General features: G+C 64.3%; 20 protein-coding genes. 15 read left to right on the forward strand and 5 right to left on the reverse strand.

Translation table 11 applies throughout. The features are described from left to right. Positions 1–67: 67 nt before the first annotated feature. From G559_RS0101235 to G559_RS0101250, 4 genes are all read right to left on the reverse strand, one after another. Positions 68–493: an organic hydroperoxide resistance protein gene (locus tag G559_RS0101235; RefSeq protein WP_028626496.1), complete on the reverse strand. Its 426-nt coding sequence runs from the start codon at positions 491–493 to the stop codon at positions 68–70. An 86-nt stretch (positions 494–579) separates the two neighbouring features. After that, the gene (locus G559_RS0101240; protein ID WP_028626497.1) at positions 580–1,431 is read right to left on the reverse strand and encodes a helix-turn-helix transcriptional regulator; all 852 of its coding nucleotides are present in this window, start codon (positions 1,429–1,431) and stop codon (positions 580–582) included. Between the two features lie 43 nt (positions 1,432–1,474). Continuing rightward, entirely contained in the window at positions 1,475–2,893 is a 1,419-nt protein-coding gene (locus G559_RS0101245) for an aminotransferase (RefSeq protein ID WP_028626498.1), read from the reverse strand. A 31-nt stretch (positions 2,894–2,924) separates the two neighbouring features. Beyond that, positions 2,925–4,019: a polyamine ABC transporter substrate-binding protein gene (locus G559_RS0101250; protein WP_028626499.1), complete on the reverse strand. Its 1,095-nt coding sequence runs from the start codon at positions 4,017–4,019 to the stop codon at positions 2,925–2,927. A 150-nt stretch (positions 4,020–4,169) separates the two neighbouring features. Here G559_RS0101250 and G559_RS0101255 point away from each other — a divergent pair, with 150 nt between their 5' ends. The 11 genes from G559_RS0101255 to G559_RS0101305 all read left to right on the forward strand — a co-directional run bounded on the left by G559_RS0101255 (position 4,170) and on the right by G559_RS0101305 (position 18,778). Next, positions 4,170–4,820, forward strand: coding sequence for a TetR family transcriptional regulator C-terminal domain-containing protein (locus G559_RS0101255; protein ID WP_028626500.1), 651 nt, complete (start codon positions 4,170–4,172; stop codon positions 4,818–4,820). 78 nt (positions 4,821–4,898) lie between these two features. Continuing rightward, positions 4,899–5,618, forward strand: coding sequence for a response regulator (locus G559_RS0101260; RefSeq protein WP_028626501.1), 720 nt, complete (start codon positions 4,899–4,901; stop codon positions 5,616–5,618). A 4-nt stretch (positions 5,619–5,622) separates the two neighbouring features. After that, entirely contained in the window at positions 5,623–6,396 is a 774-nt protein-coding gene (locus tag G559_RS0101265; RefSeq protein WP_028626502.1) for a substrate-binding periplasmic protein, read from the forward strand. Further along, positions 6,393–8,639 carry a hybrid sensor histidine kinase/response regulator gene (locus G559_RS0101270; protein ID WP_028626503.1) on the forward strand — a complete coding sequence of 749 codons (2,247 nt, stop codon included), beginning with the start codon at positions 6,393–6,395 and terminating at the stop codon, positions 8,637–8,639. Before G559_RS0101265 ends, G559_RS0101270 begins: the two co-directional genes overlap by 4 nt. Positions 8,640–8,820: 181 nt before the next feature. After that, positions 8,821–10,218, forward strand: a complete 1,398-nt coding sequence (locus tag G559_RS0101275; RefSeq protein WP_028626504.1) for an amino acid permease — start codon at positions 8,821–8,823, stop codon at positions 10,216–10,218. 799 nt (positions 10,219–11,017) lie between these two features. Then, complete coding sequence (locus G559_RS0101280; protein WP_028626505.1) at positions 11,018–11,800, forward strand: enoyl-CoA hydratase/isomerase family protein; 783 nt, start codon at positions 11,018–11,020, stop codon at positions 11,798–11,800. A 28-nt stretch (positions 11,801–11,828) separates the two neighbouring features. Then, on the forward strand, positions 11,829–12,989 hold the full coding sequence (locus G559_RS0101285; protein WP_028626506.1) for an acyl-CoA dehydrogenase family protein: 1,161 nt from the start codon (positions 11,829–11,831) through the stop codon (positions 12,987–12,989). Positions 12,990–13,002: 13 nt separating this feature from the next. Further along, positions 13,003–15,090 carry an acetate--CoA ligase family protein gene (locus tag G559_RS0101290; protein WP_028626507.1) on the forward strand — a complete coding sequence of 696 codons (2,088 nt, stop codon included), beginning with the start codon at positions 13,003–13,005 and terminating at the stop codon, positions 15,088–15,090. A 104-nt stretch (positions 15,091–15,194) separates the two neighbouring features. Then, positions 15,195–16,805, forward strand: coding sequence for a 5-guanidino-2-oxopentanoate decarboxylase (locus G559_RS0101295; protein WP_028626508.1), 1,611 nt, complete (start codon positions 15,195–15,197; stop codon positions 16,803–16,805). A 21-nt stretch (positions 16,806–16,826) separates the two neighbouring features. After that, on the forward strand, positions 16,827–18,017 hold the full coding sequence (locus G559_RS0101300) for a pyridoxal phosphate-dependent aminotransferase (protein WP_028626509.1): 1,191 nt from the start codon (positions 16,827–16,829) through the stop codon (positions 18,015–18,017). 89 nt (positions 18,018–18,106) lie between these two features. Continuing rightward, entirely contained in the window at positions 18,107–18,778 is a 672-nt protein-coding gene (locus G559_RS0101305; protein ID WP_028626510.1) for an NAD(P)H-dependent oxidoreductase, read from the forward strand. A 134-nt stretch (positions 18,779–18,912) separates the two neighbouring features. On the opposite strand, the gene G559_RS30200 is transcribed toward G559_RS0101305, so the two are convergent. Beyond that, a complete protein-coding gene (locus G559_RS30200) occupies positions 18,913–19,077 on the reverse strand; it encodes a hypothetical protein (RefSeq protein ID WP_155945659.1) in 165 nt (54 codons plus the stop codon). Positions 19,078–19,143: 66 nt separating this feature from the next. On the opposite strand from G559_RS30200, the gene flgB reads away from it, so the two are divergent. The 4 genes from flgB to flgE are packed head-to-tail and all read left to right on the forward strand — an operon-like array spanning position 19,144 to position 22,095. After that, a complete protein-coding gene (gene flgB, locus G559_RS0101310) occupies positions 19,144–19,551 on the forward strand; it encodes a flagellar basal body rod protein FlgB (protein ID WP_028626511.1) in 408 nt (135 codons plus the stop codon). Positions 19,552–19,565: 14 nt separating this feature from the next. Continuing rightward, positions 19,566–20,012 carry a flagellar basal body rod protein FlgC gene (gene flgC / locus G559_RS0101315; protein WP_028626512.1) on the forward strand — a complete coding sequence of 149 codons (447 nt, stop codon included), beginning with the start codon at positions 19,566–19,568 and terminating at the stop codon, positions 20,010–20,012. 16 nt (positions 20,013–20,028) lie between these two features. Then, the gene (gene flgD / locus G559_RS0101320; RefSeq protein WP_028626513.1) at positions 20,029–20,712 is read left to right on the forward strand and encodes a flagellar hook assembly protein FlgD; all 684 of its coding nucleotides are present in this window, start codon (positions 20,029–20,031) and stop codon (positions 20,710–20,712) included. Between the two features lie 45 nt (positions 20,713–20,757). After that, on the forward strand, positions 20,758–22,095 hold the full coding sequence (gene flgE, locus G559_RS0101325; RefSeq protein ID WP_028626514.1) for a flagellar hook protein FlgE: 1,338 nt from the start codon (positions 20,758–20,760) through the stop codon (positions 22,093–22,095). Positions 22,096–22,166: the final 71 nt, after the last annotated feature.

The raw sequence follows: 22,166 nt of genomic DNA on the forward strand, positions 1-22,166 counted from the left end.
GGCCAATGGCCTCCCTCCTCGTTTGTACACCGCTGACGTAGCCCGGATGCAATCCGGGCTACGGGGCTCACACCAGGGTCAGCGTCACATTGATATTCCCGCGCGTTGCGTTGGAATACGGGCAAACGATATGCGCCTTGTCCACAAGCTCTTTCGCCGCCTGCTTGTCCAGCCCGGGCAGGGAGATCTTCAGTTCGACCTCGATGCCGAAGCCCGTGGGCAAGGTGCCGATTCCCACCGCTCCTTCTATAGAGGTGTCCTCGCTCAGGGTGATCTTTTCCTTGCCGGCGACAAACTTGATGGCGCCGAGAAAGCATGCCGAATAGCCGGCAGCGAACAATTGCTCGGGATTGGTGCCGTCACCGCCGGGGCCGCCCAGTTCCTTGGGCGTAGTCAATTTCACATCCAGCACGCCATCCGAGGACACGGCGCGGCCTTCACGGCCGCCGTAGGCTTCGGCGTGGGCGGTATACAGGGCTTTCTCGATGGGCATGTCAGGTCTCCGGATTGGTGGCAGAGACAAGCAAGCCTAGTCAAAGGATTCGACCTGCTCACATCCGTCTGACTGAAGGCAGTCTTTCAACTCGTCAGCCAGTCAATGAACAGGGCGAACAGCTCCGCCTGGGAGCCGATCTCCAGCTTGGTGTAGAGATTCTTGCGGTGCATGCGTACCGTTTCCGGGGATATCTCCAGCACCTTGGCGCTGGACTTGGCCGAGTGGCCGCGCAGCAGCAGGTGGGCGATTTCCCGTTCGCGCTCGGTCAGGCGGTCGCAGCCGAAGTTCATGAATGCGGCGCGAATCTGCTGGTTGAACGCGGCGGGCATGGGGCTGTGCAACGGCTCTGGGCTTCGGCCGTCCAGGCTGCGGGCCAGGCCGCCGCGTTCGTCGAACTGGCGGATCAGCTCGCGTACCAGGGGTTCTGCGGCCCGCAGCAGGTCCAGTTCGGCGCTGCTGAAGCATGCACCGCTGCGGCCCTGGTAGACGCAGAGGGAGACTTTGCGCTGGCCGCCGAGGTCGACGATGAAATGGGCGTCTTCCACCGAGCCGCACTTGAGGTAGTAGGTGCGGTAGTACTCGCTGTTGAAGAAGTCGTCCGGGGCGATTTCCGAGAGGTGGTAGAAGCCTTCCGCCAGTCCGCTTTCAAGGGCCAGGCAGAAGGGGTCGAGCATGTAGCCACGGGCGTAATAGCGCTCGATCAGCGCCTCGCGGTATTCCGTCGGGATGCCACGCTGGTAGAGCGGGCGAGGTGGCAGGCCCTTGCATTCCAGCCCGAGCAGTATCGACTCGATGGGCACCAGGCTATCCAGCGCGTCGGCCAGGCGTTCGCAGAACGTCGGTTCGCCGACATTGAGCATGGCCTGCGCCAACCCTGCATGCCAGGCATGCAGGGTGGCGAGGGTCGGGGTTTGGGGCGCAGTGCTGTCAGTCATGTCCGGCAGTCTACTGGCGCCCTCCGGCCGCTGCAAAACGTCGTCATCGGCCCGCATAGTCACCGCTGCGCTGCAGGTCGGCAGCGGTTTCCAGGATGGCTTCGCGCAGCGTTTCGACGATTTCGTCGACCTGCGCGCGGGTGATGGTCAGCGGGGGCGACATCACGTTCAGATGCACGATTGGCCGTACCAGCAGGCCGCGCTTCTGTGCCCGCAGGTGGATCTGCTCGCCGATGTTCAGCTCATCGGGGAACAGCGTTTTGCTCGCCTTGTCGGCGACGAACTCCACGCAGGCCATCAGTTTCTGGCACCGCACGCTGCCCACCAGCGGCAGGTCGGCCAGGCTTTGCAGTCGCTCTTCCAGGTAGGCGCCCACTTCATTCACCTGGGCCAGCAGGTTTTCTCGCTGGATGATCTCGATGTTCTTCAGCGCGCTGACGCAACTCACCGGGTGCCCGCTGTAGGTGAACCCATGGCTGAAGCAACGGCCCTTGCCCGGCTCGCCGATCACCTGCCAGATGCGGTCGGAGAAGATGCAGGCACCCAGCGGCAGGTAGCCGGAGGTCAGGCCCTTGGCCGTGGTGATGATGTCCGGTACTACGCCGAAGACATCCTCCGAGGCGAAGAAGGCGCCGAGTCGGCCAAAGGAGGTCACCACCTCGTCCGAGACATAGAGCACGTCGTGGCGTTGGCAGACCTCCCACATGCGCTTGTGGTAGCCGGCCGGCGGAATGATCACACCGCCTGAACCCATGATCGGCTCGGCAAGGAACGCCGCCACCCGATCCGCGCCCAGGGTGAGTATCTTGTCCTCGAACTCGTTCACCAGGAAATCCAGGAACTGCGCTTCGTCCATGCCCTCCGGAGCGCGGTAGGGATTGGGGCAGGAAATGTGGTGGATGCGATCCTTGAGGAAATCGAACTCCGCCGGCCGGTCCGCTGCCTTGCCGCCCAGGGACATGGTCAGGTAGGTGGAGCCGTGGTAAGCGTTGACCCGGGTGATGACGTGCTTCTTCGCCGGCAGCCCACGGCAATTCTGGTAGTACTGCACCAGACGGTAGGCGGTATCTACAGCAGTGGAACCACCTGTGGTGAGGAACACGTGGTTGAGATCACCCGGCGCCAGTTCGGCGAGCTTTTCGCAAAGCTCGATGGCGGTGACGTTGGCCATGTCGCAGAAGGGATTTGAGTAGGCCAGGCGGCGCACCTGGTCGGCGATGGCCTCGGCCATTTCCTCGCGGCCCAGGCCGATGTTGGTGCACCACATGCCGCCCACGGCGTCCAGGTAGCGATTGCCGGCCGTGTCGAAAATATAGGCGCCGCTGCCGGCGGCGATGTTCAGCGCGCCGTTTTCCCTGTGGTCGTCGAAGACGTGATAGCCGTGCATGTAGTGCGCCTTGTCGGCGGCCACCAGGCGCTCATTGTCGAACTGGGCGAAGAAGTTGGCGTTTGGGGTGTTCATGTTCTTTACCTCTGATACAGGGCAGTTCAAATCACTTGCCGGTCTTGACCGCATTCCAGGTGCGGGTGATCAGGCGCATGGCCTTGGGCGGCTGCGGTTTCTGGGTGAAGAGCCGGGCGCGGGTCGCGTCGTCGGGGTAGATCGCCGGGTCGTTGCGCACCTCGGCGGCTACCAGCGGAGTCGCGGCCTCGTTGCTGTTGGCATAACGGATGTAGTCGGTGACCTGGGCGATCACCTTGGGCTGCAGCATGTATTCGATGAACTTGTGGGCGTTCTCCACATGGGGCGCGTCCTTGGGGATGTAGAAGTCATCGAACCAGATCAGCGAGCCTTCCTTGGGTATGAAGTAGTCCAGCTTCACCTTGGCGCCGGCTTCGGTGGCGCGGGCCTGGGCCGTGGCGTAGTCGCCGGACCAGGTCATGGCGATGCATTGGTCGCCGTTGGCCAGGCCGTTGAGGTAGCTCATGGAGTCGAACTTGCGGATATAGGGGCGCACCTTCATCAGCAGGTCCTGGGCGGCCTTGAGGTCGTCGGGGGCCGCGCTGTTGGGGTCGCGACCGAGGTAGGCCAGGGCGAGGGGGAGAACATCCGTGGGCGAGTCGATCAGGGTCACGCCGCAATCGGCGAAGCGCGACACCACCTCGGGGTCGAAGATCATCGCCAGGGAGCCAATGGGCGCATCGGGCATACGCGCCTTGATCATGTCCACGTTGTAGGTGATGCCGTTACTGCCCCAGGTGTAGGGCGCCGAGTAGGTCACGCCCGGGTCGAAGTGCTCGAGGCTGGCCAGTACCTGACGGTCCAGGTTGCCCCAGCTGGGCAGGCGACTCTTGTCCAGCGGCTGGAACACACCGGCCTGGAGCAGCGGTGGCACCAAGGCGGCGTTGAGCACCACCAGGTCGTAGCCGGAGCGACCCGGCAGCAGCTTGCCCTGGACCGTCTCGTAGGAATCGAAGGTGTCGTAGACCACCCTGATGCCGGTGGCTTTCTCGAACTCGGCGAGGGTGTGCTCGCCTATGTAATCCGACCAGTTGTATAGACGCAGGGTATTGCCATCGTCCGCTGGGCTCAGGGCCGGCAACAGGATGAGAGTCGTGCCAAGTGCTGCAACCAGTGTCTTGCGCATGTCGGTTCCGCCTGTATTGTCGTTATCGGGTCACCTGGGGCTACTCTCCGCCGGTTGCCCGGATGCAGCCATAACCCGAACGGGTAGGTGCAATTCACTTCCTCCTGTACAGTCGTTCAGATTCGCCGTATCACCACAGGAGCTTTCGGCATGACGACCCAGGATGTGCGCTACTCCCGTCTGGACCCTGAGTTGCGCAAGGCCCACCTGATCGAAGCGACCCTCACTTGTCTCAAGCGGCATGGCTTCCAGGGCGCGTCGATTCGCAAGATCTGCGCCGAGGCCGGGGTTTCCGTCGGGCTGATCAACCACCACTACGCCGGTAAGGACGAACTGGTCGCCGAGGCGTACCTGGCCGTGACCGGGCGGGTGATGAAACTGCTCCGTGATGCCATCGACGAAGCCCAACCCAGTCCGCGAGCACGGCTGTCGGCGTTCTTTCGGGCATCCTTTTCCGCGGAGTTGCTGGACCCGCAACTGCTGGAGGCCTGGCTGGCCTTCTGGGGCGCGGTGAAAACCGCCCAGGCCATCAACTCAGCCCATGACCAGTCCTATGGCGAGTACCGCGCCATCCTCGCCAAGTCGCTCAGCGAACTCGCGATAGAGGAGCGCTGGCAGGGATTCGATGCGGAATTGGCGGCCATCAGCCTGAGTGCGTTGCTCGACGGTCTCTGGCTGGAGTCCGGGCTGAATCCGCAAACCTTCACCCCGGAGCAAGGTGTGCTGATCTGCGAAGCCTGGGTGGATGGCCTCCAGGCCGGCGGCGTACAGCGGTTTCTGCGGCCCGTCGGGGTCTGTTGATCGGTCGTTCAACTGGCGATAACCTCCAGCCACCTCCAACAATAAGAACGCCCCGCCTGAACGCGGAGGCGGAGGACAATTGCAATGGCTCCCAGTGTGCTGATCGTCGACGACGATCCGCTGATTCGTGAACTGCTCCAGTCCTACCTGGCCCAGGAGGGCTACCAGGTACGTTGCGCCAGCACGGCCGAACAGGCGGAAGCCTGCCTGGCGGAAGCGCCGGTTGACCTGGTGATGCTCGACATCCGACTGCCCGGAAAGGATGGCCTGACCCTCACCCGCGAACTGCGGGTGCGCTCCGAGGTCGGCATCATCCTGATCACTGGCCGCAATGATGAAGTCGACCGAATCGTCGGCCTGGAGTGCGGCGCGGACGATTACGTCGTCAAACCCCTGAACCCCCGCGAACTGGTGTCTCGCGCCAAGAACCTGGTGCGCCGTGTACGCCATGCCCAGCAGCCCGCCGCACCGGCCAATGGCCAGTTGAAGCGCTTCTCCGACTGGAGGCTGGACAGCGACCGGCGCCGCCTGATCGACCAGGATGGCAGCGAAACCCTGCTCACCCACGGTGAGTTCCAGCTACTCAGCGTCTTCCTGCGTAACGCCGGGCACACCCTCAGCCGCGACCAGTTGATGGACCAGATCCGCAACCGCGAGTGGTTGCCCAACGACCGCTCCATCGACGTGCTGGTTGGCCGCCTGCGCCGCAAGTTGCGCGACGACCCGGCCGAACCCCAATTGATCATCACCATCCACGGCGCGGGCTACCTGTTCACCGCCACGGCCAGCGCTGCCTGAGCTCATGCTGCGCTTCTGGCCGCTGGCCTTCCTGCTGCTCTGTGGCGCCGCCCAGGCCGCGCCTGCGGTGCGTTACTGCGACTATCCGGTCTACCCGCCTATCTCCTGGAGCGACGGTAAGCAGGTACGCGGCCTGGCACCGAGCGTGGTGAAGGCCGTGTTCACCAACCTCGGCCTGGACGTGGAGATGGTTGTACTGGGCAACTGGAAACGCTGCCTGCTGGACGCCGCCCAGGGGCGCGTGGATGTGGTGCTGGCCTACCGCACGCCACAGCGTGACAGCGATCTGCTATTCGCCAACGTGCCGGTCCTGCGCGAGGAAGTTGCAGTCTTCTACAACACTCGGCGCCCGCTTCAGGTAGACACGCTGGAAGACCTTGCCCGCTATCGTGGCGGCCTGCTTTTTGGTGAAAGCTACGGCGAAGCCTTCGACCAGACCGTGGCCCGTGTCGGCAACATCGAATGGGTTTCCGATAGCCAGCAGAACTTCGGGAAGCTGATTCGTGGCCGCATCGACTTCATCCCTCATGAGCGGCGCACGGGCCTGCTGTACATCGAACATTTGCCGGGAGGTGGCGACATCCGCGCACTTCCCATGACCTTGGCTGTGGACCACTTACGCCTGGGCGTATCGCGGCATTCGCCCCTGGCCGGGCGCATGCCGGACATCGACCGCGAGCTGCAACGCCTGACCGACCGCGGCGATATCGAGCGCTGGCTGGCGGAGAGCGAAGCCACCTACCGCGACATGATCGCCCAGCCGGAGCCGCTTAGATGACCGGCCTGAAACCCACCAATGGCCTGTTGCGCCGGCTCCTGCTGTTCATCCTGTTGTTCAGTCTTTGTTTCACGCTGGTGGCCAGTGCCGTGCAACTGCACCTGGAATATCGCCGCGAGATGCGTGATATCGAAGCACGCCTGGAGCTGATCCGCGTCGGTTACCTGGCGAGCTTCGAACGCAGCCTCTGGGACCTCAACCAGGAGCAACTGAAGATGCAGCTGCGCGGTCTGGCGGACTTTCCCGACATCGCCCAGGTACGCCTGACCAGCAGTGACTTCGACTTGCAGGAGGGCGCCAGCGCACTCGCCGGACCGCTTCGCCGCGAGCGCTTTCCGCTGTCCTACCAACCGCCCAGTGGCGAGCGGCGCCAGCTCGGAGAACTGGAAGTCGCCATCGACCTCGGCGCCGTCTACCAGCGCCTGTATGCCACCGGCCTGACCAGCTTGCTCTGGATGGGGACATTCCTCTGCGGCCTGGCGGTGGCGCTGTCGTTTCTGTTTCACCGCCTCGTCACCCGCCACTTGAGGGTGATGGCTGATTTCGCTCGACGCATCGGTGCTGGTGACTGGTACGAAGCGCTGCGCCTGGATCGCCGGGCCGGACGCGGCGCCGATGAGATTGACACGGTCGCCCAGGCCCTGGATGAGATGCGTCGCGCGATCCTTGATGACATCCGGCGTCGCGAGGATGACCGCGCCGCACTGCAAGGTCTGGTGGAGCGGCGCACCGCCAGCCTCCAGCGAGCCAAGGAGGAAGCCGAGGCGGCCAACCTCGCCAAGTCTCGCTTCCTTGCCACCATGAGTCATGAAATCCGCACGCCGCTCAACGGCATCCTGGGCATGGCAGAGCTGCTGCGCGGCGCGGCCCTGGGCGAGCGGGACTGCAAGCGCCTTGAGGCTTTGCACAAGGCCGCCGAAGGCCTGCTGGCGATACTCAACGAAGTGCTTTATTTCGCGCGACTGGAGGAGGGCGAAGGCCGCCCCGAGCTGGTCGATTTCTCCTTGGCGGCGCTGCTTGACCAGGTGCTGACCCTGCTGGAACCCAAGGCCAGTGACAACGGCACCATCCTGCGCTCGCGTATCGACGCGCACGTGGCGACTCAGTGTCATGGCGCCGAGCAGTTCTTGCGTCAGGTGCTGAGTAACCTGTTGGCGAACGCGGTGAAGTTCACCGAGGAAGGGGAGATCCTCGTGGAGGTCCGGTGGCTCGAGGATCTCGAGGGTGCGCAGCGCTTGCGCATCAGCGTCACAGATGACGGCATCGGTATTGCCCCGGACATGCAGGCGAAAATCTTCGAGCGCTTCACCCAGGCCAGCGAGGCCGTCGCCCAGCGCTATGGCGGCACCGGCCTGGGCCTGGCCATCAGCAAGCGGCTGGTGGAGCTGATGGGCGGGCGAATCGGCGTGGACAGCCAGGAAGGCGAGGGCAGTTGCTTCTGGTTCGAGCTGACCTTGCGGGCCGCGCGAGGACAATCCAGCGAAATGACGGTCGCACCGCTGAGTCGCTCGCTGGACGTGCTGGTGGTGGAGGATGTGGCCCTCAACCGCGAAGTGGTGAGTGGATTGCTCGAGCGCGACGGTCACCGGGTCACCCTGGCGGAAGATGCCGCGCCGGCCCTGACGCTTTGTCGGCAGCGGCGCTTCGACCTGATCCTGCTGGACCTGCACTTGCCGGGCATGGCGGGCACCGAGCTGTGTCGGCTGATTCGACGCGATGGGGAGGGGGTCAACCGTGATAGCCGCATCCTCGCATTCACCGCCAGCCAGCAACCTGCGCTGGTGCGCAGCTGCCTGGACGCCGGCATGCAGGGCGCCCTGGCCAAGCCGCTGAAACTCGACGACTTGCGCCGTGCTTTGGCCGGACAGGCGCCGCGGCCGGCGGAGGAGGTCGATGCCGAACTGCTGGATCGGCGATTGCTCGACACCCACCGCAGCCTGCTCGGCGAGCAGAAGCTCCAGGGGCTGCTGGAATTGCTGCGGCGCATGCTCGACGAGCATCGGGACGGTCTGCTCGCCGCCCTGGTCGCACAGGACTGCGCCGAAGTCGGCCACCTCGCCCACCGTCTGGCCGGCAGCAGCGAGTCCCTGGGGTTGCGCGCCCTGGCCGCCTGCTTGCGGCAATTGGAGGCGATCGCCCTGGCCGGTGACGGCACGGCCTTGCCGGCACTCAAGCCGAACCTGGAAGCACTGCTATCGCGCTCCGCTCGGGCCCTGGATGGGGTGTTGCAGTCGGCCGGCTGAAATCGAACAAATTCCTTACGACTTTTTACAACTTCGATCCCGGTATTCAACGGCGTCTTACAAGTCGTTCCAATAATCGGTCCGAACCGCGTCCAACGCGGTCCCCGTGGCCTATTGGAGACAAGAATAATGACCCGCAAAGCCCACCTCTCCCGTCGTCGCCTCCACCTGGAGGTGCTGCATGTCTGAAGAACGCATCCAGCTCACCCGCGCGCTGAAAAGCCGTCACATCTTCATGCTGTCGCTGGGCGGCGTGATCGGCACCGGCCTGTTCATGGGCTCGGGCGTCATCATCAACCAGGGAGGTCCGGCTGGCGCCGTGCTGGCCTACCTGGTGGCGGGTGTTCTCATGTATCTGGTGATGGTCTGCCTGGGCGAGTTGTCGGTGCAGATGCCGGTTTCCGGTTCCTTCCAGGCCCACGCCACCCGTTACATCGGGCCGGGCACCGGCTTCATGATCGGCTGGGTCTACTGGATGAGCTGGGCCACCACCGTCGGCCTGGAGTTCACCGCCGCCGGCATGCTGATGACGCGCTGGTTCCCCGATGTCCCCATCTGGTACTGGTCGGCGCTCTTCGTGGCCGTGCTCTTCTCCCTGAACGCCCTGGCCACTCGTGCCTTTGGTGAAGCCGAATACTGGTTCTCCGGAATCAAGGTTGCGGCCATCCTCGGTTTCATCATCGTTGGCCTGCTCGCCATCTTCGGTGGCCTGCCGCTGGCCAGCGGCGAGCCGGCTCCCATGTTCTCCAACCTGATCGGCGACAGCCTGTTCCCCAATGGAATTTCCGCCGTGTTCGCCGTGATGATGGCGGTGGTCTACGCCTTCCAGGGCTGCGAAATCATGGGCGTGGCAGCCGGCGAAACCGACCAGCCGGAAAAGAGCATCCCCCGCGCCGTGCGCAATGTGGTGTTCCGCGTACTGATCTTCTACGTGCTGGCCATCGTCGTGCTCTCGGCCATCGTGCCCTGGCAGGAGGCCGGGCTGATGGAAAGCCCCTTCGTCCAGGTGTTCGATATGGTCGGCATTCCCTTCGCTGCCGATTTGATGAACTTCGTCATCCTCACCGCCATTCTCTCTGTCGGCAACTCCGGCCTCTACGCCTCCACTCGCATCCTCTGGGCGATGTCCAAGACCGGCATGGCGCCGCGTGGCCTGGCCCGGCTCAGCAAGCGAGGCGTGCCGCTCAATGCGCTGTCCGTCACCCTTTGTTTCGCCCTGGTTTCCCTGCTGACCAGCTTCATCGCCGCCGACACGCTGTTCATGGTGCTGATGGCCATCAGCGGCATGGCCGGCACCGTGACCTGGATAGTCATCGCCCTGGCCCAGTACCGCTTCCGTCGCGAACTGTACAAGTCAGGCGGCACGGTGCAGGACCTCAAGTACGCCGCCCCCCTGTTCCCGCTGATCCCGCTGGCCTGCATCCTGATGTGCAGTTCGCTGTTCATCTTTCTGGCCATGGACCCGACCCAGCGCCCGTCGCTCTACTGGGGCTTCGGCTTCATCGGGGTCTGCTACGCGGCGTACTACGTCCTGCAGTACAAGCGCCAGCGCAGCGCGGTGATTGCGCCAGCCGCCTGATGACCTGGTGCTGGCCTGATTCGTGATTACGTTGGCTATGTCTGCGTTAAGCGTTGCTAGACCGTCCTGAGCCAAGCCGATTGCCGAGTTCGGCGGGTGTTTCTGGTTTCGTCCCCCCGGACGAGTCCCTTTCTCAAGCGCCGAAAGGAACCAAAGGGCTTGCCCCTGCATCCGGGTTTGGCTCCGCCAAACTACCCTCCCTCCATCGTTGCTCCGGGGGCCCGGCGCGAGGGGCCATCCATGGCCCCACACGCCTCTCGCGGCATCCATGCCGCTCGTCCCCCTACACAACGATTCCACTCGGCCTCCTGAAGGGGCGCAGTCGCTGCCCCACCTCGTCTGCCCGGTGTCAGGCCCGTGTGGGCTTCAGAATGGTTCGTGCCTCGCCGGCGCGAGTCACCCCTCTCCTCTTCAGGGAGAGGGGCCGGGGGTGAGGGTTGTATCCGGCTGGCGCGGAAGCCTCGAAGGTGCGCGCTAGAGCGCTTCACTCAACGTTGCAATCGCTAACGCAGACATAGCCATTACGTTCGCTCCCACAGGTATCCTCACCACCTCCCATCCCGCATCAAGAAGCGGTCTGCCTCCCCAGGAATCCGGGTTTCGAGTTGTTCGAAGATGTAACAACTCTTCGCCCCGGGTTCTGTCTTCTTTTGAAAATCCCTTTAAAAACAACCTGATAGACGGTGAGCCTCTCCGTTACATACCCCATTTGGGCAGGATTGCCGGCTTCCTGAACACTCGTTTAGGATCGCTGCAACTTCCCAGCCTCACCTGCAAAGACAACAAGACGAGGGCTCCCATGACTACCCTGCTCAGCCAGGTCGAAGCCGGCATCGCCCGGATCACCCTGAATCGCCCGCAACAGCGCAACGCGCTGGATATCCCCACCCTGAAATCCCTGCACGCGCTTCTGGATTCGCACGAGGCTGATCCGGCGGTGCGCGTAGTGGTACTGAGCGGGGCGGGGCGCAGTTTCTGCGCGGGCGCGGACCTTGCCGAGTGGGCTGAAGCCGATGCCCGCGGCGCACTGGAAACCTACGGCTGGACTGAAACCGCCCACGCGCTGATGACTCGCCTCCACGGTCTGGCCAAGCCCACCATTGCCGCCATCAACGGCACGGCCGTCGGTGCGGGGATGGACCTGACCCTGTGCTGCGACTTCCGTATCGCCGCCGCCTCGGCCCGCTTCAAGGCCGGCTACACCGGCATGGCCTATTCACCCGACGCGGGTGCCAGTTGGCACCTGCCGCGCCTGATCGGTGCCGAGCAGGCCAAGCGCCTGCTGTTCCTCGACGAACTCTGGGGCGCCGAGCGCGCCCTGGCCGTCGGCCTGGTGGGCGAAGTCTGCGCCGACGAGCGACTTCAGGAAGTCGCGGGTGAACTGGCCGCCCGCCTGGCAGCTGGACCGACCTTCGCGTTCACCCAGACCAAGGCGCTGATTCGCGATGGCGCCAGCTGCAATCTGGCCCAGCAACTGGAGGCCGAGTTGGCCGCCGGTCTGCTTTGCGGTCGCAGCGAGGATGCGGCTGAAGCTCTGCGCGCCGTTGCCGAAAAGCGCGCTCCCCAATTCACCGGCCGCTGATGCGCCGAATCCGCCAAAGGACCTAGCCATGAACTTCCAATTGACCCAGGAACAGGAAATGCTCGTCGACGCGGTGCGTGCCTTCGTCGACAAGGAACTGCTGCCCCACGAAGAGGCTGTGGACCGTGCGGACGCCGTGTCTCCGGAGCTCGCCGCGGAAATTCGCGGCAAGGCGCTGGCTGCCGGTTTCTACGCCTTCAACATGCCGGAAGAGGTGGGTGGCGGTGGCCTGGATTACCTGTCCCAGGCCCTGGTGGAGCGTGAACTGTCCAAGGTGTCCTGGGCGCTGCACGTGTTCGTCGCGCGGCCCTCGAAGATCCTCATGGCCTGCAAGGGCGAGCAGATTCAGCAGTACCTGTTGCCGAGCATCCAGGGCGAGAAAATCGACTGCTTCGCCCTCACCGAGCCGGGGGCCGGCTCCGATGCCAACTCCATCAAGACCCGCGCTGTGCGCGAGGGCGACGACTTCGTGCTGAACGGCAGCAAGCACTTCATCAGCCATGCCGGCCACGCGGACTTCGCCATCGTTTTCGCTGTCACCGATACCTACGAGCACAACGGCAAGAAGCGCAACGCCGTCACGGCCTTCCTGGTCGACAAGGGGACTCCGGGCATGACCGTGCGCCGTGGTCCGAGGTGCGTAAGCAACAAGGGCTACCACACCTACGAAATCTTCTTCGATGACTGCCGCGTGCCAGCCTCCAAAGTCCTCGGCGAAGTCGGCAAGGGTTGGGAAGTGGCCAACGCCTGGCTCACTGCGGGCCGCGTGATGGTTGCCGCCAACTGCGTCGGCCAGGCCCAGCGTGCCCTCGACTTGTCTCTGCAATGGGCCGCCGACCGCAAGCAGTTCGGCCAGCCCATCGGCAGCTACCAGGGCATTTCCTTCAAGCTCGCCGACATGGCCACGCAGATTCGTGCGGCCGAGCTGATGACCCTGCACACGGCCTGGAAGATGGACCAGGGCACTATGACCGATGGCGAAGCCGGCATGGCCAAGCTGTTCGCCAGCGAAGTGCTGGGCAAGGTAGCCGACGAGACGGTGCAGATTTTTGGCGGCATGGGCCTGATGGATGAGGGCCCGGTGGAACGTATTTGGCGCAACGCGCGAATCGAGCGGATCTGGGAAGGCACCTCGGAAATTCAGCGCCACATCATTTCCCGCGAACTGCTGCGGCCGTTGCTGCGCTGACCGGAGGCCGAGCATGACTCAACGAGACAACCTCAAGCGCCTGCTGGCGCCACGTCACCTGGCCTTCGTCGGCGGCCGTAGCATGGCCCGCGCCCTCAAGCGTTGTGCCGAAGGCGGTTTTGCCGGCCAGATGTGGCTGGTCAATCCGCAGCATGCCGAGCTGGAAGGCGTCCCCTGCGTTTCCACCGTCGCCGAGCTGCCGTGCGGACCGGATGCGGTCTTCATCGCCACCAACCGCGAACAGACCCTGGAAAGCGTTGCCGCATTGGCGACGAAGGGTGCCGGTGGCGCCATCTGCTATGCCTCCGGCTTTGCCGAAACCGGCGCTGAAGGCCAGGCCCTGCAAGCGCAGTTGCTGGCTGCAGCGGGTGAGATGGCACTGCTCGGGCCCAACTGCTACGGCCTGCTCGACTACCTGCACGGCGCTGCCCTCTGGCCGGTGGCCCACGGCGGCAAGCAGGTCGAGAAAGGGGTGGCCGTGCTCACCCAGAGCGGCAACTTCGCCTACAACCTGTCCATGAGCGACCGCTCGTTGCCGGTGGCCTATATGGCTTCGGTGGGCAACCAGGCCCAACTGGGCGTGGCGGAACTGATGGACGTGCTGCTGGACGAGCCGCGCGTCACGGCCATCGGCCTGCACCTGGAAGGCCTGAAGAATGTGCCGGGCTTCGCCCGTGCGGCACACAAGGCGCTGGAGAAGGGTGTCCCGATCATCGCCCTGAAGACGGGTGTGTCGCAGATCGGCGCCGAACTGGCGCTCAGTCATACCAGCTCCCTGGCCGGTTCCGATGCGCTGTACGACAGCCTGTTCGAGCGCCTGGGAGTGATCCGCGTCAGCGGCCCGGTAAGTTTCATGGAAACGCTCAAGGCCGCTGCCTGCGGCACGCTGCCGGCCGGCCCCAGCCTTATCGCCCTGGCGTGTTCCGGTGGCGATGCAGGGCTGATCGCCGACTATGCCGAGGCCAACGGCCTGCACCTGCCGAAACTGGACGCTGGCCAGCACCACGCGCTGGCGCAGACCCTGCCGAGCTACGCCAACATCGCCAACCCGCTGGATTTCACCACGGCCATCTGGGGTAACGGCGACGCCTTGGAGCGCATGCTCGACAGCGCGCTGCGCAGCGCGGCCGACGCGGCACTGCTGGTGCTGGACTATCCCGGTGAAGAAACCGGTGAGCGACCGCAATGTGACCTGCTTCTGGAACTCTATTGCGAAGCCTTGGAGCGTCATGGCAAGGCCGGCTTCATCGCATCGGCCTTCCCCGAGTTGCTGCCTGCAGCCGCCCGGGACTACCTGCACGCCCGTGGCGTCGCTGCGCTGCAAGGCGTAGAGGAAGGCCTCGCCGCATGGGGCCGAATCGCCGCCTACCGAGCGCGCCGCGAGGCGCTGTTGGCCCGTGGCGAATCCGCCCTGGTGCCGATGAGCCCATCGCCGCTGGCCGATGGCGAGTTGTGGGATGAGTGGCAATCCAAACAGGCGCTGCGCGCCTTTGGCCTGCCGGTACCGCAGGCGCTGCTCAGTACCCCGGAGCGGGCATTGGAGGATGCCGACCAGCTCGGCTATCCGCTGGTGCTGAAGGCCGTCAGTGCGCAGTTGCCGCACAAGACCGAAGCCGGTGCCGTGGCCCTCAACCTGAAAGATGCCGAGGCGCTGGCACAGGCCCTTGGCGAGATGCGGCAACGCATTGCCGCCTATGCGCCGGGCGTCGTATTCGACCAGGTTCTGCTGGAGCGTATGGCCACGGCGCCATTGGCGGAGCTGATCGTCGGCATCAAGCGCGAGCAAGGCTTTGGCCTGGCCCTGGTGATCGGTTCCGGCGGCGTCCTGGTGGAGTTGCTCAAGGACAGCCGCAGCCTGCTGCTGCCCACCAATGACGCGGCCATCCGGGATGCCCTGCTGAGCTTGCGCAGTGCGCCGTTGCTCACCGCCTTCCGGGGGCGCCCGGCGGCAGATCTGGAGGCTTTGGTGGCCGCCATTCGCGCGGTGGCCGATTACGCCTGCGAGAACGCGGGGCAGTTGCTGGAGCTGGACGTCAATCCGCTGCTGGTGAGTGTCGACGGCGCCGTGGCGGTGGATGCACTGATTCGCATCGCGGAATGACATCCCCCCTGTAGGAGCGACCTTGCTCGCGAACGGCTGAGAACGAGAGTTTCGCCAGCAAGCTGGCTCCTACAGGCCTTGGCATCGATTCGAGGAGACACTTCATGCAACACCAGAACACCCTCACCGGCGGCCAGGCCCTGGTCCGTCTATTGGCCAACTACGGCGTCGATACCGTGTTCGGTATCCCCGGCGTGCACACCCTCGAGTTATACCGCGGCCTGCCCGGCAGTGGTATCCGTCATGTGTTGACCCGTCACGAGCAGGGTGCCGGATTCATGGCCGATGGCTATGCCCGCGTCAGCGGCAAGCCCGGGGTCTGCTTCATCATCACCGGCCCGGGCGTGACCAACGCCGCCACGCCGATTGGCCAGGCCTACGCCGATTCGATCCCGATGCTGGTGATCTCAAGCGTCAACCATACGGCGAGCCTCGGCAAAGGCTGGGGCTGCCTGCACGAAACCCAGGACCAGCGCGCCATTACCGCGCCCATCACCGCCTTCTCGGCCGTGGCCTTGACGCCCGAGGACCTGCCAGAGCTGGTGGCCCGTGCCTTCGCCGTATTCGACGGTGAACGTCCACGCCCGGTGCATATCTCGGTTCCGTTGGACGTGCTGGCGGCGCCTATCTCGAGGGATTGGAGTAGTGAAGTGGTCCGCCGACCCGGTCATGGGCTGCCCGCTGGCGATGCACTGCAAGCGGCGGCGAACCGACTGGCTACGGCGAAGCGGCCAATGATCATCGCGGGCGGCGGTGCGTTGGGGGGCGCCGATGCCCTCCAGGCCGTCAGCGAGCGCTTGGCCGCGCCGGTCTTTACCAGCGTTGCCGGCAAGGGGCTGCTACCGCCCGAGGCACCGTTGAACGCCGGCTCGAGCCTTTGCATGGCGCCGGGGTGGGAAATGATCGCAGAGGCTGATGTGGTACTGGCGGTGGGCACCGAGATGGCCGACACCGACTTCTGGCGCGAGCGCCTGCCGCTCACCGGCGAGCTGATCCGCGTTGATATCGACCCGCGCAAGTTCAACGACTTCTATCCCTGCACGGTCGCGCTCAAGGGCGATGCCCGGCAGACCCTGGAGGCCTTGCTGGTCCACCTGCCGGCGGCGGGCAGGGCAGGGGAGGCGGCCGTGGCGCGCGTCGACCGGCTGCGCGAGGCAATTCGCAATGGGCACGGACCGCTGCAGGCTATCCACCAGGCGATCCTCGACCGCATTGCTGCTGTGCTTCCGGCGAATGCCTTCATCAGTACCGACATGACCCAGCTGGCCTACACCGGCAACTATGCCTTCGCCAGCCGGGCGCCGCGCAGCTGGCTGCACCCCACCGGCTACGGCACCCTCGGCTATGGATTGCCGGCTGGTATCGGCGCCAAGTTCGGCGCGCCGACGCGGCCCGGCCTGGTCCTGGTGGGCGACGGTGGTTTCCTCTACACCGTCCAGGAACTGGCCACTGCCGTGGAGGAACTGGACAGCCCGCTGGTGGTGCTGTTGTGGAACAACGATGCACTGGGCCAGATCCGTGACGACATGCTGGCCCTGGACATCGAGCCGCTGGGCGTACTGCCGCGCAACCCGGATTTCGCCGGACTGGCCCGCGCCTTCGGCTGCGCCGTGCAGCAGCCACAGAGTCTCGACGAACTGGAACGCGACCTGCGCACAGGCTTCGGCCATCCCGGTATCACCCTGATCGAACTGAAACACGCCTGCGCTCGCTGAGCACGGGCCAAGGAGCTATCCATGCGCTTTTCCGACCTCACCCAACGTATCGCCGGCGACGGCGCCGCCGCCTGGAACATTCACTACCGTGCCCTGGAGCGCCAGGCCCGGGGTGACGACATTCTCCTGTTGTCGGTGGGCGACCCCGACTTCGACACACCGCAGCCCATCGTCCAGGCGGCCATCGACAGTCTGCTCAACGGCAACACTCACTATTCCGACGTGCGCGGCAAGTTCGCCCTGCGCCAGCGCATCGCCGCCTGGCACAACCAGCGCAGCGGACAAAACGTCGACACCGACCAGGTGGTGGTGCTGGCCGGTGCCCAGTGCGCGCTGTACTGCGTGGTGCAGTGCCTGCTTAATCCGGGGGACGAAGTCATCGTTGCCGAACCCATGTATGTCACCTACGAAGCCGTGTTCGGCGCCTGTGGCGCCAAGGTGATCCCGGTGCCGGTGCGCTCGGAGAACGGCTTCCGTATCCAGGCCGAGGATGTGGCCGCCGCCATCACGCCGCGTACCCGCGCTCTGGCCTTGAACAGCCCGCACAATCCTTCCGGCGCCAGCCTGCCGCGCACCACCTGGGAAGCCCTGGCCGAACTCTGCATCGCTCACGACCTGTGGATGATTTCCGACGAGGTCTACAGCGAGCTGCTGTTCGAAGGCGAGCACATCAGCCCGGCCAGCCTGCCGGGCATGGCCGAGCGTACGGCGACCATCAACAGCCTCTCCAAGTCCCACGCCATGACCGGTTGGCGCGTGGGCTGGGTGGTGGGATCAGAGGCGTTGGCCGGGCACCTGGAAAACCTTGCCCTGTGCATGCTCTACGGTTCGCCGGACTTCGTGCAGGACGCTGCCTGCATTGCCCTGGAAGCTCGCTTGCCGGAGCTGGGCGCCATGCGTGAGGCCTATCGCCAGCGCCGTGACCTGGTGTGCGCCAGCCTGGAAGGCTGCCCCGGCCTGCGCGCGCTGAAGCCGGACGGTGGCATGTTCGTGATGGTGGATATCCGCCCGACCGGGTTGTCTGCGCAAGACTTCGCCGACCGGCTGCTGGACAACCATGGGGTTTCGGTACTGGCAGGCGAGGCCTTTGGGCCGAGCGCGGCCGGGCACATCCGCCTGGGGCTGGTGCTGGGCAGTGAGCCGCTGCAAGAGGCCTGCCGACGCATTGCCCGTTGTGCGGCCGAATTGATTGGTCAACTGGAAATCGCGTGAATGAAGGTTTGCGTTGCGCGGCGAATCCCTGATTGTTGGGCTTCGCTACGCTCTGCGCCAACCTACGGACCGTCCCATAAGGAACACCCATGAAGATCCTGATCGTCCACGCCCACCCCGAGTCGCAGTCCTTCTGCAGTGCCTTGCGCGACCTGGCCGTGGAAACCCTGCAAGGGCAGGGACACGAAGTCCGGCAATCCGACCTCCACGCCCTGGAATGGAACCCGGTAGCCAGTGCCGCCGATTTCAGCGAGCGGCAAAACCCTGATTACCTGGTCTATGCCCTGGAACAGCGCGAAGGCGTGAAGGCCGGCAATATTGCGCCGGATATCCAGCGCGAGCTGGAGAAGTTGCTCTGGGCCGACCTGCTGATCCTCAACTTTCCGCTCTACTGGTTCTCCACTCCAGCCATCCTCAAGGGCTGGATCGACCGGGTGCTGGTATCCGGCGTCTGCTACGGCGGCAAGCGCTTCTACGACCAGGGCGGCCTGGCCGGCAAGAAGGCACTGGTGACCCTGACCCTGGGCGGCCGCGAGCACATGTTCGGCGAGGGGGCCATCCATGGTCCGCTGGAAGACATGCTGCGTCCCCTGCTGCGCGGCACCCTGGCGTATGTCGGCCTGGACGTCCTGCCACCCTTCGTGGCCTGGCACGTGCCCTATATCAGCAACGATGCCCGCCAGGGCTTGCTGCGCGCCTATCAGGACCGGTTGCAGGGGCTGGAACAGGACCTGCCACTTCAGTTTCCGCGGTTGGACTAGTTCGACGACAGGTTGTATCCACTGGCTCGTTGAGAGCACTGAGAGCACCAAGGCCGCCCGAGGGCGGCCTTCTTTTTTCTCCGCTGAGCTCTTTTTGTAGGAGCGAGCTCTGCTCGCGAAAGTCCCGGGCGCGATCATTCGCGAGCAAGCTCGCTCCTACCTGTTTTATCGCCGGATGCCCCCGGCAAAGCGGCAACCAGCGGCAAGTTGCCCTTGCCGCTTTGCCGCCCGTCCAGCGTCCATTGCCGCTTTTTGCCGCTCAAAATTTTCATAAGATATTGAAAATAAAGGAAAAACATATTTGGCACGGCCTTTGCTGAATGTCAGGCAAGCAACCCAGATTGCCACTGGCAAAGGTTCCGGACATGAGCATCAGTTTCGAAAAGGCCCTCGGCATCCATCAGCAAGCCCTCAGCTTCCGCGCTCAGCGTGGCGAGGTGCTGGCCAACAACATCGCCAACGCCGATACCCCGAACTACAAGGCTCGTGACCTCGACTTCGCCAGCGTGTTGGCCCAGCAGTCCGAGAAGGCTGTCCAGGGCGGCTTCCAGGCCGCCCGGACCAACGAACGGCATATCGCCGCCGAAGGCTTCGATCTGGCGGATGCCTCGCTGAAGTACCGCATCCCGTTCCAGGCCGCCGTCGACCAGAACACCGTCGACGCCCAGCTCGAGCAATCGAACTACACCGAGAACGCCATGCAGTTCCAGGCCAGCTTCACCCTACTCAACAGCAAATTCAAAGGGCTGATCGGCGCCCTGCGCGGCGAATAACGGAGAGCCAAGCCATGTCCCTGTCCAGCATTTTCAACATCGCCGGCACCGGCATGAGTGCGCAGAACACTCGGCTGAACACCATCTCCAGCAACATTGCCAACGCCGAGACCGTTTCCTCCAGCCTCGACCAGACCTACCGCGCCCGTCATCCGGTGTTCGCCACCATGTTCCAGGACAGCCTGGGCGGTGGTGACCGCGGCTCGCTGTTCGCCGACCAGGACCAGTCCGGCGCCGGCGTGCAAGTCCTCGGTGTAGTCGAAGACCAGAGCACCCTGACGCCGCGCTACGAGCCCAACCACCCGGCGGCCAATGCGGAAGGTTACGTCTACTACCCGAACGTGAACGTGGTCGAAGAAATGGCCGACATGATTTCCGCCAGCCGGTCGTTCCAGACCAACGTGGAAATGATGAACACCGCCAAACAGATGATGCAGAAAGTGCTGACCCTGGGTCAGTAACAGGGAGCGAACCCGCATGAGTGTCAGCAACGTATCGTCCACCGATGGCCAGTCCTTTCTCGATCAATACGCCATCAAGAACGAAACCAAGACCAGCAACGATCTTGGCAAGAACGAATTCCTTGAGCTGCTGGTCGCCCAGTTGAACAACCAGGACCCGCTGGCGCCCCAGGAGAACGGTGAGTTCATTGCGCAGCTGGCGCAGTTCAGCCAGGTAGAGGGCATCGAGAAACTGAACACCAGCATGGGCTCGCTGCTCTCTGGCTATCAGTCATCCCAGGCCCTGCAGGCCTCGTCCCTGGTGGGACGCAAGGTGATCGTACCGTCCGAGAAGGCCGTGGTGGACACCGCCGAAACCTTCAAGGCCAGCGCCAACCTGCCCATTTCCAGCAGTAACGTCTGGGTCAACGTCTATGACACCGCCGGCACCCTGGTGAATCGCATCAACCTGGGCGAGCAGCCTGCCGGCAGCGTCAGCTTCATGTGGGACGGCAAGGACTCCAGCGGCAAGGTCATGCCGCCCGGTACCTACAAGTTCGAAGCGCAGGCTCAGTACGGCGGCGAAACCAAGGCCCTCTACACCATGCTGCCGGCCAACGTCGACAGCGTCACCCTGTCGCAGAACGGCGGCGAGCTGATGCTCAACCTCGCCGGCATCGGCAGCGTCGGCTTGTCCAAGGTCCAGGTCATCGGTCAATAACTTCCCGGTTCAGAGCGCCGGGAAGCACCGGCAAAGGAGATAGAAATGGCGTTCAACATCGGTCTCAGCGGCCTGCGGGCGGCGACCAGCGACCTCAACGTCACCGGCAACAACATTGCCAACGCGGGCACTGCAGGTTTCAAGCAGTCCCGCGCGGAGTTCGCCGACGTCTACGCTGCCTCGGTGCTCGGCACCGGCAAGAACGCCCAAGGTAGCGGTGTGGCCCTTGGCGATGTGTCCCAGCTGTTCAACCAGGGCAACATCAACTACACCCAGAACGCGCTGGACCTGGCCATCAACGGCAACGGCTTCTTCCAGACCAGCAACAACGGCGAGATCAGCTACACCCGTGCCGGCTATTTCGGCACCGACCGCAACGGCTACATCGTCAACAACTTCGGCTACCGCCTGCAGGGTTACGGTATCGACGGTAACGGCAATGTGCAGAACGGCGTGGTCAGCGACCTGCAGATCCAGACCGGGAACCAGGCCCCCAAGGCCACTACCGAGATCCAGCAGAAGTTCAACCTGAACTCCACCACCAAGGCGCCGACCAATACCCCGTTCGACCCGAGCGACCCGACGACCTACACCTCGTCCACCTCGGTCAACATCTATGACTCCCAGGGCAATGCCCACGTCATGACCCAGTACTTCATCAACAACTCCGATCCGTCGGCCACCCCGCCGGTGACCAACGACTGGACCATGGCCGTGCTCGTGGATGGCCGGAATCCGTCCGACCCCACCAGCACCGATCCCCACACCACCAACCTGCAGTTCAATGCCGACGGTAGCCTGAACACGGCCGGCATGGCCGCGGGCGGCGAGCTGAACTACGACCCGGCCACCGGCCTGATGAACCTCGACGACTGGGTGCCCGCGGTTTCCGATGGCGGTACCCCGGCCACCTGGTCGGCCAACGGCGCCACTGCCAACGCCGGTGGCATCAGCGTCGACATCCGCGGCTCCACCCAGTACTCCAGCGCCTTTGCGGTGAACAGCATCAGCCAGGATGGCTACACCACCGGCCAGCTGGCCGGTCTGGAAATCGACGACACCGGCGTGATCTTCGCCCGTTACACCAACGGCCAGTCCAAGGTGCAGGGCCAGGTGATCCTCGCCAACTTCGCCAACGTCCAGGGGCTCAGCCCTGTAGGCAAGACCGGCTGGGTACAGTCCTTCGAGTCCGGTGAGCCGGTGGTCGGCACCCCGCGCTCCGGCACACTGGGTGCCCTGCAGGCCGGCGCCCTGGAAGACTCCAACGTCGAGCTGTCGGATCAGTTGGTGAACCTGATCGTGGCCCAGCGCAACTACCAGGCCAATGCCAAGACCATCCAGACCGAGGACGCCGTGACCCAGACCATCATCAACCTGCGTTGATGAGCGGCTGCGCGTCGGCCATGCGTCGTTGAAAGTGATCCGAGGAATGCTCATTTACAGTCGTAAACTCC

Source organism: Metapseudomonas resinovorans DSM 21078 (assembly GCF_000423545.1).
GTDB classification, from domain to species: Bacteria; Pseudomonadota; Gammaproteobacteria; order Pseudomonadales; family Pseudomonadaceae; genus Metapseudomonas; species Metapseudomonas resinovorans.

Coding starts and splice junctions, on each gene's coding strand:
- G559_RS0101235 (WP_028626496.1), bottom strand. CDS start 493: ATGCCCATCGAGAAAGCCCTGTATACCGCCCACGCCGAAGCCTACGGC.
- G559_RS0101240 (WP_028626497.1), bottom strand. CDS start 1,431: ATGACTGACAGCACTGCGCCCCAAACCCCGACCCTCGCCACCCTGCAT.
- G559_RS0101245 (WP_028626498.1), bottom strand. CDS start 2,893: ATGAACACCCCAAACGCCAACTTCTTCGCCCAGTTCGACAATGAGCGC.
- G559_RS0101250 (WP_028626499.1), bottom strand. CDS start 4,019: ATGCGCAAGACACTGGTTGCAGCACTTGGCACGACTCTCATCCTGTTG.
- G559_RS0101255 (WP_028626500.1), top strand. CDS start 4,170: ATGACGACCCAGGATGTGCGCTACTCCCGTCTGGACCCTGAGTTGCGC.
- G559_RS0101265 (WP_028626502.1), top strand. CDS start 5,623: ATGCTGCGCTTCTGGCCGCTGGCCTTCCTGCTGCTCTGTGGCGCCGCC.
- G559_RS0101270 (WP_028626503.1), top strand. CDS start 6,393: ATGACCGGCCTGAAACCCACCAATGGCCTGTTGCGCCGGCTCCTGCTG.
- G559_RS0101275 (WP_028626504.1), top strand. CDS start 8,821: ATGTCTGAAGAACGCATCCAGCTCACCCGCGCGCTGAAAAGCCGTCAC.
- G559_RS0101280 (WP_028626505.1), top strand. CDS start 11,018: ATGACTACCCTGCTCAGCCAGGTCGAAGCCGGCATCGCCCGGATCACC.
- G559_RS0101285 (WP_028626506.1), top strand. CDS start 11,829: ATGAACTTCCAATTGACCCAGGAACAGGAAATGCTCGTCGACGCGGTG.
- G559_RS0101290 (WP_028626507.1), top strand. CDS start 13,003: ATGACTCAACGAGACAACCTCAAGCGCCTGCTGGCGCCACGTCACCTG.
- G559_RS0101295 (WP_028626508.1), top strand. CDS start 15,195: ATGCAACACCAGAACACCCTCACCGGCGGCCAGGCCCTGGTCCGTCTA.
- G559_RS0101300 (WP_028626509.1), top strand. CDS start 16,827: ATGCGCTTTTCCGACCTCACCCAACGTATCGCCGGCGACGGCGCCGCC.
- G559_RS0101305 (WP_028626510.1), top strand. CDS start 18,107: ATGAAGATCCTGATCGTCCACGCCCACCCCGAGTCGCAGTCCTTCTGC.
- G559_RS30200 (WP_155945659.1), bottom strand. CDS start 19,077: ATGTTTTTCCTTTATTTTCAATATCTTATGAAAATTTTGAGCGGCAAA.
- flgB (WP_028626511.1), top strand. CDS start 19,144: ATGAGCATCAGTTTCGAAAAGGCCCTCGGCATCCATCAGCAAGCCCTC.
- flgC (WP_028626512.1), top strand. CDS start 19,566: ATGTCCCTGTCCAGCATTTTCAACATCGCCGGCACCGGCATGAGTGCG.
- flgD (WP_028626513.1), top strand. CDS start 20,029: ATGAGTGTCAGCAACGTATCGTCCACCGATGGCCAGTCCTTTCTCGAT.
- flgE (WP_028626514.1), top strand. CDS start 20,758: ATGGCGTTCAACATCGGTCTCAGCGGCCTGCGGGCGGCGACCAGCGAC.